This is a genomic window from Cellulosimicrobium sp. 4261 (genome assembly GCF_040546915.1).
GTDB classification, from domain to species: domain Bacteria; phylum Actinomycetota; class Actinomycetes; order Actinomycetales; family Cellulomonadaceae; genus Cellulosimicrobium; species Cellulosimicrobium cinnabarinum.
The window spans coordinates 132551-146915 of the sequence record NZ_JBEPOQ010000007.1; the positions used below are offsets into that span (position 1 = coordinate 132551).

Genomic DNA, 14365 nt, shown 5'->3' on the forward strand with positions numbered 1-14365 from the left:
TCAGGGGCGCGCGTGCTCGAAGATCACGGTCGTGCTCGTCCCGGCCACCTCGGGTCGCACGCTGAGCGTCCGGGACACCAGGTCGCGCAGCGCGTCCGAGTCGGCGACCGCGACGTGCAGCAGGAAGTCACGGTCGCCGGTGACGAAGAAGACGCCCTCGACGTCGGGCAGGGTCAGCAGGTAGTCGCGGAACGCCTCCAGGCCCTTGCGGGCCCCGGCCTGGAGGCGGATCGCGATGAGCGCCTCGAGCCCTCGGCCGAGCGCCGCGGGGTCGACGTCGGCCCGGAAGCCCCGGATCACGCCGCGGTCCACGAGGGCCCGGACGCGCGCGTGGCACGTCGAGGCGGCGATGCCGACGCGGGCGGCGACCGCCGCGTTCGTGGCGCGCGCGTCGGTCGCGAGCACGTCGAGGATGCGGCGGTCGACGTCGTCCAGCGCGGGCGGTCGAAGATCCTTCGGCACGGCGGGCCTCCCCTGGTGGACGGATGAACGTCGGGGCAGCGGCCGCCGCCCGGATCGACGATCCTTCGGCACATCTTGCCGCACACCGAAGGATCCACCACGCTGAGAGTCGTGCGGCACCATCCCGCCGCGCACCAGCCACGCGCCCGCCTCGCCACCCGCGGGGCGGGCGTCGGTCGAAGGAGCCCGGCGTGAGCACGACCTCTCGTCCCCGTCCCCGTTCCCACGACGCCCGGACGGCACCCCCCGGCCGCGCCCCGCGCACGGCCGTCGTCGTCGGCGCCGGCATGGTGGGGCTCGCCACCGCGTGGCACCTCCAGGAGCAGGGCGTCGAGGTGACCGTCGTCGACCGCGAGGGCGTCGCCGCGGGCTCCTCCTGGGGCAACGCCGGGTGGCTCACCCCCGGCATGGCGATGCCGCTCGCCGACCCGTCGCTGTGGACGTACGGGCCGCGCGCCCTCCTCGACCCCGCCGCTCCCCTGCACGTCCCGCTGCGGTTCGACCCGCGCCTGTGGACGTTCTTCGCGCGCTTCATGGCGCACGCGACGCAGGCGCGCTGGGACCGCGCGATGGCGGCCCTCACCCCGATCGACCGCGTCGCGCTCGACGCGTTCGACGAGCTCACCGCAGGCGGCAGCCTCGGCCACGGCGTCGAGGCCGGCACGACCCCCGGCCCGTTCACCGTCGCGTTCGAGCACGTCCGCGAGGCTCGGCCCTTCCTGCGCGAGCTCGAGCACGTCGCCGCCGCCGGGCAGACCGTCCCCGTCCGGCGCGTCGAGGCCGGGGAGCGCGCGCACCAGCTCACGGACCGCGTCTCCACCGTCTACGCGCTGGAGGGTCAGCGCTTCCTCGAGCCCGGACCGTACGTCCACGCGCTCGCCGACTCCGTGCGCGCCCGCGGCGGCACCATCCTCACCGGCCTCGACGTGCTCGACGTCGAGCCCGGCCGCCTCGGCGCGTGCGTCTTCGCGCGTGCGGTGCACCCCGACGCCGCCCGGCACCCCGCGCTCGTGGGCGCCGGGGCGAGCGACGGGTCCGGGGTGGCCGACGGCGTCGGGCCGGACGCCGGGGCGCCGCGCCGGGCCGCGTCCCCCGCCGACCGCGAGGAGGGCGTCGTGCTGCGCGGCGACGCCGTCGTGCTCGCGACCGGCGCGTGGCTGCCCTCGCTCGCGGCGCCGCTCGGCGTGCGCACGCGCGTGCAGGCCGGACGCGGCTACTCGTTCACCGTGAAGACCGACGAGCCCGTCGAGACGCCGATCTACCTGCCCGCGCGCCGCGTCGCGTGCACGCCCTACCAGGGCCGGTTCCGCATCGCGGGGACCATGGAGTTCCGCGGCCCGGACGAGCCGCTCCAGCCCCGGCGCATCGAGGCGATCCTCGCGTCCGTGCGGCACCTGTTCCAGGGCGTCGACCTCGACGAGCGTCACGACGAGTGGGTCGGCTCGCGCCCGGTCACGCCGGACGGCCTGCCGCTCGTCGGCGCGACGCGCACGCGCGGCGTCTACGTCGCGGGCGGCCACGGCATGTGGGGCATGGTGCTCGGGCCCGCGACCGGCCGGGCGCTCGCCCACCTCGTGACGACCGGCGAGACCCCCGACGAGATCCGCGCGTTCGACCCGCTGCGCTGAGCCCGACGGCGACGCCCCCGGACGGAATCGGCTCGGCGCGGCCGCTCCGGCAGCGCTGGCCGAAAGACCCTGTCGGACGGGGGCGCCGCGTCCTAGCGTGGTCGGTATGACCGTGCGGGAGGAGCACCGGGCCGCGCTGCGCGCGCTCGACGGCGACCCGGCGGCAGTGCGCGCGCACCTCACCGCGGGGTCGGGCCTGCCCGGGCCCCGGGCGAACCTCGAGCTCCTCGGCGCGTTCGCCGACGTCGCGCCCGCCGACCTCGTGCGCGCCCTGGCCGACGACCCCGACGAGTACCTCCGGTGCTGCGGGACGTGCGGGCTGGGCCGGCTCGTCGTCGAGGCCCCCGCCGACGCGCGCGCGGAGCCGACCGACCGGCTGCGCGCCCGCGCGTCGGACGGGTCCTGGCGCGTCCGCGAGGCCGCCGCGATGGCGCTCCAGCGCATCGGGGACGCCGAGCCCGCCACCCTGCGCGCGCTCGTCGCGTCGTGGGTCGCCGACCCCGACCCGCTTGTCCGTCGCGCCGCCGTCGCCGGGATCTGCGAACCGCGTCTCCTCCGCGACCCCGCGACCGCGACCGCCGCCCTGGACGCGTGCGCGGCCGCGACCGCCTCGATCGGCGCGCTCCCCGTTGACGCGCGCCGCGACCCCGACGTGCGCACGCTGCGCCAGGCCCTCGGGTACTGCTGGAGCGTCGCCGTCGTCGGCGACCCGGCCGCCGGTGTGCCGCGGTTCGCGACGCTGCGCGGGTCGTCGGACCCGGACGTGGCGTGGGTCGTGCGCGAGAACGAGAAGAAGGCCCGTCTGCGCCGCGTGCTCGACCGCACGCCGTGACCGCGCCGCGCGCGACCGTCCCGGCGACGGCGGCACGGAAGTCGTCCTCGAGGGGCCTTGCGTCGCGTGCCGGACGCTTATATGTTTAACCGAAATACTAATCGGCGACGAGGGAGTCCGATGAGCAGCACGACCGAGCCGACCACGAGGATGGCCGAGCTGGCCGCCACGGACGAGGACCTGCGCAGCCTGCTCTCCGGCGGGTGGCTGCGCTACCGCACGTCGCCGGCGCTGCAGGAGCTGACCCGCGACGCGCACGCGACGTGCGCCCGCATCGGGCGCGTGTACGACGAGGACGTCGACGAGGCGCGCCGCCTCTTCCACCGCCTCGTCCCCGGCGCCGAGGACGGGATCGACTTCCGCCCGCCGCTGACGATCGACTACGGCGACCGTCTGCTGATCGGCGCGCGGACCTTCGTCAACGCCGACTTCATGGTCATCGGCGGCGGCCTCGTCACGATCGGCCCGGACTGCCTCATCGGGCCGCGCTGCTCGATCTACACGCCGAACCACGCCGAGGACGTCGTCCGCCGCCGCGAGGGCTGGGAGCGCCCCGAGCCCGTCACGATCGGCAGCAACGTGTGGATCGGCGGCTCGGTCACCATCACGCCCGGCGTGACGATCGGCGACGACAGCATCATCGGGGCCGGCTCCGTGGTCACGCGAGACATCCCCGCGGGCGTCGTCGCGGTGGGGAACCCGTGCCGACCCGTCCGCGCGATCGCCACGGACCGCGCGGACAGCACCGCCCGCTGAACGGCACCCGCGCCCGGACGACGACGCCCGGCGCGCAGGACGACGGAGTCACCGAGCAGCCGGCGCCCGGCGCCGGCGGAGAGCAGGAGCCATGCAGTGTGCGGGACCACCCCCCGCGACGGCCGGGTCGCGACGGCCGTGTGCAGCGAGTGCGGCGCGGCCACGTGCGCGGAGCACACCCACGAGGTGAGGATCCGGATCCCCGCCACCTCCGTGGGAAACCCCGTCGTGCGGACGGCACGTCGCCTGCGGTGCAGCGAGTGCACCCGGCTCGCGGAGCCGCTGGAGCAGGTCCGGCGGTAGCCGCGCGGCGCTCCGCCTCGGGATCCTCGGCGCTCGTGCCCCCTGGGGAGCACGACGCTCGGGCCCCGCACGGTCCACTCCCGTGCGGGGCCCGAGCGACGTCGGTCGACCGTCAGGCGGTCAGCCGCAGTCGAGCGCGTCGTACGCGACGTCGTACCGGCCGTCGCGCCCGTCCGTCGACGCGGTCACCGTGACGGTCCCCGCCTCGAGCCGGGTCGCGCGCACGGCGAACGACTGGTAGCCGGAGCGCTCGGGTGCGACCGCCACGAAGTCGCGGCTGCCGTACGCCGTGACGACGCCGACGTCGACCGCGGACGGCTCCTCGTTCGTCGCCCGCACGGCGAGGTACGCGGTGCCCGCCAGGCAGCGCGGCTGCACCTGGACCTCCACCGCGACGCCCGGCGAGGACGTCCCGTTGCTCACGTCCAGCACGAGCGGTGCGAGGGCGAGGGTGTCCAGGTTCGGGGCCCAGCCCGTGGCGTTGCCCAGTGTCAGGGCGCCGTCGTCGGTGGTCAGGTCCAGCGCGACCGTGTGGGTCCAGAAGCCCTTCCACGAGTAGTTGTGCCGGAAGGCGCCGCGCGTGGTGCCGCCGCCGGCCTCGCTCACGTCGAGGAAACGCGTGATGACGTCGGTGTTGTAGGCGTGCCCGGTGTTCTTCTCCGCGTTCGCGTACCGCACCACGAGGTCGTACTGGCCCGCGCCCACACCCTCGGCGCGCGGCCACACCGCGACGCTCTGCTCGCTGCCGCCCAGCCAGGAGACCTGCCGTCCCGACACGTCGGTCGGCTGCGCGACCGACTCCAGCCGCGCGCCGCCCGAGAGCTGGAGCACGTCCTCGGCCTCGACCGTCTCGACCGACGCGTCCGACCCGGCCGCACGCGTGGTCGTCAGCGAACCCAGCGAGATGCCGCCCGGCGCGGTGACCGCGAGCTCCGTGATCCCCTGCGCGAGGTGCACCCGCGCCGACGAGGTGCGCGCACCGGCGGCGTCGGCCTCGAGGCCCACGACCTCCCGGCCGTTGAGCCGCAGGCCCACCGTGGTCGGTGCGCCCGCGGAGTAGTCGAGCGCGACGTCGTAGTACCCCGTCTCGCGCGCGGCCACGTAGAACGTCGCGGTGTCCTCGCCGCCGACGTGCACCCGCCCGGCCTCTCCGGCGTCGTAGGAGACCGACGCGCCCTGCAGGCGGGCGAGGTGGGCCGGATAGGTCGTCGTGTCCGGCCCGTCCACCCGCTCGAGGTCGAACCGGTCGAGGGTGACGTTCGCCCCGGGCAGCACGCTCGACCCGTCGGCGCTCGCGCGCACCGACAGCTCGCGCGCACCCGCCTCGAGCTCCACCAGGACCTCCGCCTTGCCGCGGTAGGAGTCCGAGAACCCCGCCTCGTAGCGGATCGTCCCCGCCGGAGCCCCGTCGACGAACAGCGCGTGCGAACCCGGCCCCACGTTCGGCCCGTTCACCCCCGCGATGACGCCCAGGCGGTAGGTGCCCGTCGTCGGGACGTCGACCGTCCACGACGCCGACGCGCCCGCCGTCGTGAACCCGCGCACGTCCTTGGCGCCCGAGGCCGCGAACGTCCACGCGTCACCGGCCGGTCGGTCCACGACCGTCAGCCCGGACAGCCGGGTCGACTCCGCCTCCACGCGCTGCCTCCACGTCGTGTCCGCCACGGGCGCCTCGTCGAGGGCCGGCGTCACCACGACCTGGTAGGCGGAGTGACGGTCGTCGTTCGGGACGACGACCTGCACCGCGCCGTCGACCACCGACGCGCGCTCGGCCACCACGACCGGCGGCGCCAGGGCCTCGCCCTCCTGCCCGGTGAACTCCGCCCGGCGCACCTGGACGTCGACCTCGTCGCCGAAGACCTCCGGGTCGACCCCCGACACGTCGACGCGGACGTCCTTCGAGCCGCCACCGAAGAGCACCGTCGCCTGACGCCTCTCGGCGTCCAGGGCGGCGAGCCCCTGCAGCGTGTCGACCTTGTCCAGGGCCGGCGGGGTGAGCTCCACGGTCTCCCCCGTGAGGTCGCCGTACCACTTGAGCAGCCACCACGCGCCGTTCGCGCCGTTGTTCTTGGCCATGTTGTCGTTGAGGTTGCCCGCGAAGGTCCAGTACGCCGTCTGGGCGTCGACCTTCTCGTCCTCGAACATCGAGATCCACTGCACCAGCTGACCCGGCACGCCCATGTCACGACGCATCGCGTACTCCGTGATGTTCACGGGCAGCGGGCCCACGCCGACCTCCTGCTCGATCCGGCGGAACTCGGCGAGGTGCGAGCGGAAGGTCGCGAGGTTCTCGACACCGAGCTCGTGCCACGTCCACATGTCCGGCAGGACGTCGTGGGCCTTGGCGTAGGTGAGGATCTGGCGGGTGCTCGTCCCGTGCCACCACGCGTCACCGGGGCCGGCGATCCTCGCCTCCGGGTAGACCTCCTTGATGGTCTCGTAGGCGGCCTTCCAGTCCGCGAGGAACGTGTCCCGCATCGCGTTCCAGTCGCCGTACCAGTTGATGCCGTCGGGCTCGTTGAACGGGGTGAAGACGTACCGCTCGGGGTGGTCGGACTCCTCGACGATGCTCGTCACCACGGTGCGGACGATGTCGAGGTACGTGTCGAAGTCCTCGGGACGCTTGCCGCCGTTGTAGGGCCAGTCGGGGTAGTAGTCCTGGATGTTCACCATCAGGTACTCGCCCCCGTTCTCGAAGAGCGAGCGCTCGACGTCGAGCGGGTCCCCGTTGGGGTGCTGCGCGCCGTGCGGCGCCTTCTGGGTGACGTTGGTCGGCCGGGCCCCCGCGATGATCGGGTCGGTGGGCACGCCGTCGTCGCCCAGCCCGTAGAGCATGCCCGAGGCTCCGCCCTGCACCGCGCCCGTCGACGCTGCCAGGTCGACGGCCAGGACCTCCACGTCCTCCGCGGCCGCCGCGCCGGGCAGCACGGTCACCGCGCCGGTCGCCGCGACCACGGACGCGGTCAGCCCTGCCGTGAGCCGGCGAAGCATCCTGCGCCCGCCGTCCGCTCTCCTGCCGTGCATCTGTCCACACTCCTTCGTGCTGTCGGGAAGCGGGGCGGCCGGGACGACCGCCCCGCCGACGGGATGCGGCCACTCCGCCGCACCCCGCCGTCGTGCTGGTGCTCAGTCCGCGAGGACCGCGTTGATCTGCTCGTTGGCCTCGGTCAGCGACGACGCGTCCTTGTTCCCGAGCGCGATGTCCTCGAAGGCGACCGACGCGATCGCGTTCACCTCGCCGGCCCGGACGGTGATCGGCGGGAGGAACGTGCGCCCGTCCTCGCGGTAGCTGAAGAACGCCGAGACGTCCCAGCCCTTCGCGTCGAAGGCCTCCAGCGCCTTGTCGGCCGAGCCGGGGATCGCGGGGAACACGACGGCGTGCTCGGCGACGACGTCCTGGCACGCGCTCGACCCGAGGTACTTGACCCACTCCCAGGCCGCGTCCTGCTTCTTCGACGACGCGCTGATCGAGTCGGCGACGCCGTTGAAGACCGAGGCGCGGTCACCCGTCGGCCCGACCGGCCCGGGCGCGATCCCGACGTCGACGCCCTCGAGCGCCTTGAAGGTTCCCGTCGCCCACGAGCCGTTGGTACCCATGGCGACCTTGCCGGAGCCCACCTGGGTGAGCGTCTCCTCGGAGAAGACCCCGGCGGCGGGCGCGTAGCCCTTGTCGGCGAGGCCGTAGAACCAGTCGACGGTCTTCTGGAACTCCGGGTCGTCGAAGTTGTAGCGCGTGCCCCACGGGTTCTGGTCGAGGTAGTCCCAGTCGAGCGACCCCGTGAAGTTCGCCCACTGCATCTGGCCCGTCTCCTCGAAGTTCGGGTTGATGCCCAGGCCGTAGACCGCGACGTTCGACGCGTCGAACCCGGCCTCGTCACCGCGCACGCCGTTCGCGTCCACCGTCAGGTGCGCGACGATCTGCTCGAACGTGCCGCCGTCGTCGGGGTTCCAGTCGGCGGCCCACAGGTCCTCCGCCGTGTAGCCCGCGTCGGCGACCAGCGCCTCGTTGTAGAAGAACGCGGTCGTGTCCCAGTCCTTCGGCAGGCCGTAGAGCGACCCGTCGGCGTACCGCCACGGGTCGACGAGGCCGTCGGCGTAGACCGACGTGTCGACCGAGTCCTCCTCCACGAGGTCGTCGAGCGGGACGATCTGGCCCTGCGCCGCGAACTCGCCGTACTTCGACAGGTGGTCGACGAACACGTCCGGGCCGGAGCCTCCCACGAAGGAGGCGGTGAGCTTCGTCCAGTAGTCGTCCCAGGCGAACTGCTCGATCTTGATCGTGATGTCCGGGTTCTGCTCCGTGAACGCGGCCGCGCACTCCTGGTAGGCGGGCACCTGGTTCGAGTCCCAGAGCCAGTACGAGACCTGCTCGCCCGACCCTCCCGAGCCCGAGCCGCCTCCCGACGAGCACGCACCGAGGGCCAGGACCAGGCATCCCGCCACCGCGACGTGGACAGACTTTCGCATCGTTGTTCCCTTTCGCAGACATCCGCGTCGATGGTGCGGAATGGTTGTCGGGTCCGACGGCCGCCGGCCCGTACCCCCTACCCCCTGGTGCCGAGCGGCTACTTGATCCCGGTGAAGCCGATCGAGTTGACGATCCTCTTCGCGAAGGCGAGGAAGAGCAGGAGCATCGGCAGCGCCGCGAGCAGCGTCGCCGCCATGAGCCCCGCCCAGTCCGGGGACGCCTGGGGGGACTGCGCCCGGAAGATCCCGAGCGCGAGGGTCAGGACTCGTGAGTCGTCGGACTGGCTCACGAGCAGAGGCCACAGGTAGTCGTTCCAGGCCGTGATGTACGTGAGGACCGCGAGCGTGACCACGGCGGGCGACGCCATGGGCAGCACGATGGTGAAGAACGTCCGGAACCGGCCGGCACCGTCGAGCTTCGCCGCCTCCTCGATCTCGAAGCTGATCCCGGCGAAGAACTGGCGGAGGAAGAACACGGCGAACGGCGTCATGAGCATCGTGGGGAGCGCGATGCCGGGCAGCGTGTCGAGCAGACCGAGGTCGCGCACGAGCAGGAAGTTCGGCAGCAGCGTGAAGATGGTCGGGATCATCAGGCCGGCGAGGAAGACCGCGTAGACGGCGTCGCGCCCCGGCCAGCGCAGCCGCGCGAACGCGTACGCCGCCATCGCCGAGAAGAACACCTGGCACACGGTGACGAGCGTCGCGACCACGACCGAGTTCAGCAGGTAGCGCGGGAAGTCCATCGAGGCGCCGGACCCGCCGTCCGCGAGCGACTCCTGTGCCGTGGCGAGCCCGAGCGCGCGGCGGAAGCCCTCCCCGCTGAACCCGACCGGCAGCGGGTCGGCCGCTCCTCCCGGCAGCGCGGCGTTCGTGGACAACGCGGTGCGGAGCATCCAGTAGAAGGGGAAGAGCGTCACGACCAGGAGGAGCGCGAGCACGACCCAGCCGAGGACCCGGCCCGGCGTGGTGCGACGTCGGCGCCGGCGGGGTGCCGGCTCGGGATGGGCGGGTCCGGTCGGCGTGGCGACGGGAGCGGGAGCTGTGGTGGTCATCGGTACCTCACGCCATGTCGTTCTGGTTCGCCCGGGTGAGCCGGAACTGGACGATCGCGATCGCGGCGAGCACCACGAGCAGCGCGACCGACATGGCCGACGCGTACCCGAAGTCGTACCCGCGGCTGAAGGCGACCTCGTAGATGTAGTACTGGATGACGTTCGAGGCGTTCGCCGGCCCGCCCTGGGTCGCGACGGAGACGGTGTCGAACACCTGGAACGAGCCGATCATCGTGACGATGAGCACGAGACCCAGGTACGGGCGCAGCAGCGGCATCGTGATCGACCGGAACATGCGCAGCTCGGACGCGCCGTCGACGCGGCCCGCCTCGTAGAGGTTCTCGGGGATCGTCTGAAGTCCCGCGAACAGCAGGAGCGCCGTGTAGCCGAGATGGCGCCACACGTTGACGAGGGCGATCGTCGGGATCACGAGCGACTGGTCGCCGAAGAACATGATGCGGTCGCCGCCGAGCGACTCGACCAGCTCGTTGACGAAGCCGAGCTGGTAGTCGAGCAGCATGAGGAAGAGCATCGCCGCGACGACGTTGGACACGAGGTACGGCGTGAGGATGATGCCGCGGACCACCAAGGACCGCGTGAGCCGGTGCATGAGCACCGCCACCACGACCGCGAGCACCGTCTGAAGGCCGATGTTGAGCAGCACGTACCAGACGGTCACCTTGAAGGCGTTCCAGAACACCGGGTCCGCGACCATCCGCTGGTAGTTCTCGAGCCCCACGAACCCGCCGGTGTTGAAGGCGGTCGAGTCGGTGAGGCTCAGCCAGATCCCCCGGAGCGCCGGCCACAGGAAGAAGACGACGAACCCGATCCCGGCAGGCAGCACGAACAGCAGGGCCGCCGGCAGGTTCCGCAGCTCCTGCGACCGTCGTCGCGCCGTCGGAGGGGCGGTCGTCCGCCGTGGACCCGTCGCCTGCGTGGTCATCGTTCCACCTCCACGTGGATCAGCACCGCCTGGTCCGGGTCGAGCGCGGGGACGCTCAGCCCGACGGACCCGAGGGCCGCTCCGCTCAGCCGGAGCCCGCCCGCCCACCACGCGGGCGCCGACCGCGGGTCGTCGGCGCGGACCATCGACGGCCCGGACGGGCGGACGACGTAGGTCGCGTCGGGGTCGAGACCGGGGAGCTGCACGCGCCCCGCGGGCCACGTCACGTGGCGCTCGCGCAGCGTGAGCCCGTACAGCGCCTCCGTGCGGTCCGGGCTCACGGCGCCGTGCAGCCACAGGTCTCCCCCCTCCAGCGACCGGCGCACGACCCGGCCCGTGTGCACGAGGTGGCGCACCTGCTTGTAGTGCTCCACCCAGTCGGCGAGCTCGCGCCGCTCCGCCTCCGTGGCCTCCGAGAGGTCCCACTCGATCCCGAAGTGGCCGAAGAGCGCCGTGGCCGCGCGGAACGACAGGTCGAGCCGGCGCCCGGTCGTGTGCGCCCGGTCGGCCCCCACGTGGCTGCCGACCAGCTCGGGCGGGAGGAGCTGCGCCGTCCAGCGCTGGATCTGCTGCCGCTCGTGGGCGTCGATGCAGTCCGACGCCCAGACCCGGTCGGTCCGCTCGAGGATCTCGAGGTCGACGCGCGCTCCGCCGGACGAGCAGGACTCGATCTCGAGCCCCGGGCACCGTTCGCGGACCTCGTCCAGGAGGCGGTACGTCGCGAGGGTCTGCTCGTGGACCCCTGCACGACCGGTGCGCGTCGAGCCCGCGTCGACGAGGTCGCGGTTGTGGTCCCACTTGACGAAGTCGACACCGTGCTCGCGGACGATCGCGACGATGCTCGAGAGCACGTGCTCGTACGCGCCCGGGTGCGAGAGGTCGAGCACCTGCTGGTGCCGCGCCTCGACGGGGAGCCGTCCCTCCACCTGGAGGATCCACTCGGGGTGCCGCCTGGCGAGGTCGGAGTCGAGGTTCACCATCTCGGGCTCGAACCAGAGGCCGAACTCCATCCCGCGCCGCTTGACGTGCCGGACGAGGTCGGCGAAGCGCCCGTCTCCCCAGACGTCGTCGGACACGGTCCAGTCGCCGAGGCCCGTGGCGTCGTCCCGACGCCCGCCGAACCAGCCGTCGTCGAGGACGAACCGCTCGGTCCCCACCTCGGCGGCGAGGTCGGCGAGCCCCTTGAGGCGGTCGAGGTCGTGGTCGAAGTACACGGCCTCCCACACGTTCATGACGACCGGTCGCGGGGTGCGCGGGTGGCCGGGTCGTGCGCGGAGGTGGTCGTGGAACCGCGCGGCGAGCGCGTCGAGACCGTCCGCGTGGCTCGCGTAGAGCCAGGGGCCCGTGTACGACTCCTCCGGGGCGAGCTCCACCTCGCCGGGGAGCAGCAGCTCGCCCCCGAGGAGGAGCCGACGCCCGTCGAAGGTCCGCTCGGCGGAGACGACGTGGTTGCCGCTGAAGGCCACGTGGACCCCCCACGTCTCCCCGGCGTCGAACCCGAACCCGGGCTCGCCCGCGACGAGCACGGTCGCGGCGTCCGCGCCGGTCCGGCCGTGCCGACCCTCGCGGACGTGGGAGCCGACGACGAAGGCGGAGCGCTGCGGGACCCGCTCCTTGGCCCAGCGACCGGCGAGGTCGAGGAGCTCGTCCGCCGTCGTGGGGACCGGCAGGGCGAGCCGCAGGCCGTCGAGCGTGTAGGGCCGGGCGGCGACGTTGGTGACGCGGCCGCGGAGGCGGAGCAGCCCCGACGGGAGCATCTCCAGCTCCAGCCCGAGGCGCAGCCCCGCGTCCGCGTCGCGCGCCTCGACGACGACCGCGCCGCCGTCCCGACGTTGGTCGACGTCGATCCGGACCGGGCGGAACCGGGGCGACCAGCTCGCGCCCGCGCGGTGCCCCGCGAGGCCCGGCGTGCCCGTCCAGCCGGTCCAGGACTCCGGCAGCAGGGAGACGCGCACCCCCTGGTCGACGCCGTTCGTGGCGAGGACGGGGCGGGTCGCGCGCTCGAGGGCCTCGAGGTCCTGCCGGCTCTCGCCGATGTCAGAGCCCCAGTGCAGGACCTCGGGGAGACCGTCCTCGGGGAGCAGCAGGACGACGGCGGCCCCCGCCGCCGCCAGACGCACCACCCGGGGCCAGACAGGGGTCCCGCCCGCGTCCCGGACGTCCTCGGCCATCGTTGTGCTCACCACGTACGCGCACTCCCTCGTCGCCCCGCACCGGTGCGGGTTCTGCAAACGTTGGTCAGAAGTTAGCGCACACATCCAAGGTTCTGCAAACGTCGGTCAGAAGAGCGGCGTCCGATCGGCCGTGGTCGCGGCGGAAGAAGAGGCCCCGGGACGGGGGCGGAGACGTCAGGCAAGGCCCGCGGTCGAGGACGAGCGCGTCGGGCCGAGCGCCACGGGAGCGCGTCAGGCACGCGGGGGCGTCCGACGCGCGACACCAGGCGCCGGGAGGTCAGGCGCGGGGTCAGACGCGCGGCGGCGCGGCGCTCTCCCGGACGACGAGCGTGGGCCGGGTCGCGCTGTCCTCCGGCGGCTCGCCCGTCTCGACCCAGCGCGCCAGCATCCCGAAGGTGCGCCGGCCGAGGTCCACGAAGTCCTGGGCGACCGTCGTCAGCGGCGGGCTCCACATGCGCGCGAACGGCTGGTCGTCGAACCCGACCACGCTGACGTCCTCCGGGACGCGGCGCCCGCGCTCGGCCAGCGCCCGCATGACGCCGATCGCCAGCTCGTCGTTTCCGCACAGGACGGCGGTGACGTCGGGGTCGTCGGCCAGGCGCAGCCCCGCCTCGTAGCCGGAGTCGGGGTCGTAGCTCGCCTGGACCACGTCCGGCCGCTCGACCCCGGCCGCCTCGAGCGCGCGCCGCCACCCCCAGCTGCGCCCGCTGCGCGGCCGGGTCGCGGGGATCGCGACGTGGTGGACGGTGCGGTGCCCCAGCCCCAGCAGGTAGCGCGTCGCCTCCTCGCCGCCGGCCTGGTCGTCGAGGAACGCGTGCGGTCGCGGCCCCTGCCGCCGTCGCGCACCCGCGGCCGCCACGACGGGCAGCGCCTCCGGCAGCGCCTCGAGCGTGCGCACGCCGAGCGAGTCGAACTCGACCACGATCGCTCCGGCGAGCGACTGCGACAGGACGAGGTCGACCGCCCGGCCCAGGTCGCGAGGGGCCTCCGACTCCACGACGGCGATCGAGACGACGTAGCCCGCGGCGCGCGCCGCCTCCTCGATCCCCTGGAGCGTGGCGGCGTAGCCGTAGCGCAGCGTGTTGCGCGCGAGCACCGCGACCGTCGACCTCCGCCCGCTGACGAGCGTCTGCGCAGCGGCGTTGGGGCGGTAGCCGAGCTGCGAGACGGCGGCCTGCACCTTGTCCCGCAGCCGCGGGCTCACCGGGGTGCGTCCGGTGAGGACGCGCGAGACCGTCGAGACGCTCACCCCGGCGAGCTCAGCCACGTCGGAGAGCACGGGCGGCTGGTGTCTGGGAGTCGTCACCCCGGAAGGCTACGCCGAATCCCGACCTACGTTTGCACGACGGGATCCTTCCTCGGGTGCGCGCCCACGCCCCTACGCTGGCGAGCATGGACCTCGCGCGCTCGATCCCGCTGTTCGTGCTCGCCGCGCTGCTCGAGATCGGCGGGGCGTGGCTCGTGTGGCAGGGGCTGCGCGAGCACCGGGGCTGGCTGTGGATCGGGGCGGGCGTCGTCGCGCTCGGGCTCTACGGCGTCGTCGCGACGCTCCAGCCGGACGCGAGCTTCGGCCGCATCCTCGCCGCGTACGGCGGGGTGTTCGTCGCCGGCTCGCTCGCGTGGGGCATGGTCGTGGACGGCTTCCGCCCGGACCGCTGGGACGTGGCCGGCGCGCTGCTGTGCCTCGCCGGCGTCGCCGTCATCATGTACGCCCCGCGCCCCGAGTGACCGAGGCCCCCCGCCCACAC

The 14365-nt window shown here is 73.6% G+C and carries 11 protein-coding genes; 4 read left to right on the forward strand and 7 right to left on the reverse strand.

The window, feature by feature from the left end; translation table 11 throughout:
• Positions 1-462 carry an Lrp/AsnC family transcriptional regulator gene (locus ABIE39_RS11385; RefSeq protein ID WP_021482652.1) on the reverse strand — a complete coding sequence of 154 codons (462 nt, stop codon included), beginning with the start codon at positions 460-462 and terminating at the stop codon, positions 1-3.
• Between the two features lie 191 nt (positions 463-653).
• Between ABIE39_RS11385 and ABIE39_RS11390 the strand changes: the two genes are divergently transcribed.
• The 3 genes from ABIE39_RS11390 to ABIE39_RS11400 all read left to right on the forward strand — a co-directional run bounded on the left by ABIE39_RS11390 (position 654) and on the right by ABIE39_RS11400 (position 3678).
• Positions 654-2090, forward strand: coding sequence for an NAD(P)/FAD-dependent oxidoreductase (locus ABIE39_RS11390; protein WP_354051794.1), 1437 nt, complete (start codon positions 654-656; stop codon positions 2088-2090).
• 106 nt (positions 2091-2196) lie between these two features.
• Positions 2197-2922 (forward strand): HEAT repeat domain-containing protein, encoded by a 726-nt coding sequence (locus tag ABIE39_RS11395; RefSeq protein ID WP_209827877.1) that lies wholly within the window; start codon positions 2197-2199, stop codon positions 2920-2922.
• Positions 2923-3042: 120 nt separating this feature from the next.
• Entirely contained in the window at positions 3043-3678 is a 636-nt protein-coding gene (locus tag ABIE39_RS11400) for a sugar O-acetyltransferase (RefSeq protein WP_354051796.1), read from the forward strand.
• 423 nt (positions 3679-4101) lie between these two features.
• Here ABIE39_RS11400 and ABIE39_RS11405 read toward each other — a convergent pair whose 3' ends face one another.
• The 6 genes from ABIE39_RS11405 to ABIE39_RS11430 all read right to left on the reverse strand — a co-directional run bounded on the left by ABIE39_RS11405 (position 4102) and on the right by ABIE39_RS11430 (position 13923).
• Positions 4102-7005: a hypothetical protein gene (locus ABIE39_RS11405; protein ID WP_354051798.1), complete on the reverse strand. Its 2904-nt coding sequence runs from the start codon at positions 7003-7005 to the stop codon at positions 4102-4104.
• 102 nt (positions 7006-7107) lie between these two features.
• Positions 7108-8448 (reverse strand): extracellular solute-binding protein, encoded by a 1341-nt coding sequence (locus ABIE39_RS11410; protein ID WP_175008855.1) that lies wholly within the window; start codon positions 8446-8448, stop codon positions 7108-7110.
• A 98-nt stretch (positions 8449-8546) separates the two neighbouring features.
• Positions 8547-9500 carry a carbohydrate ABC transporter permease gene (locus tag ABIE39_RS11415; RefSeq protein ID WP_209827869.1) on the reverse strand — a complete coding sequence of 318 codons (954 nt, stop codon included), beginning with the start codon at positions 9498-9500 and terminating at the stop codon, positions 8547-8549.
• A 7-nt stretch (positions 9501-9507) separates the two neighbouring features.
• Positions 9508-10443 (reverse strand): ABC transporter permease subunit, encoded by a 936-nt coding sequence (locus tag ABIE39_RS11420; RefSeq protein WP_175008856.1) that lies wholly within the window; start codon positions 10441-10443, stop codon positions 9508-9510.
• A complete protein-coding gene (locus ABIE39_RS11425) occupies positions 10440-12626 on the reverse strand; it encodes an alpha-galactosidase (RefSeq protein WP_502914858.1) in 2187 nt (728 codons plus the stop codon). Before ABIE39_RS11425 ends, ABIE39_RS11420 begins: the two co-directional genes overlap by 4 nt.
• Positions 12627-12906: 280 nt before the next feature.
• Positions 12907-13923 (reverse strand): substrate-binding domain-containing protein, encoded by a 1017-nt coding sequence (locus tag ABIE39_RS11430; RefSeq protein WP_175008857.1) that lies wholly within the window; start codon positions 13921-13923, stop codon positions 12907-12909.
• An 86-nt stretch (positions 13924-14009) separates the two neighbouring features.
• Here ABIE39_RS11430 and ABIE39_RS11435 point away from each other — a divergent pair, with 86 nt between their 5' ends.
• The gene (locus tag ABIE39_RS11435; protein ID WP_053369133.1) at positions 14010-14345 is read left to right on the forward strand and encodes a YnfA family protein; all 336 of its coding nucleotides are present in this window, start codon (positions 14010-14012) and stop codon (positions 14343-14345) included.
• The last annotated feature ends 20 nt before the right edge of the window (positions 14346-14365 follow it).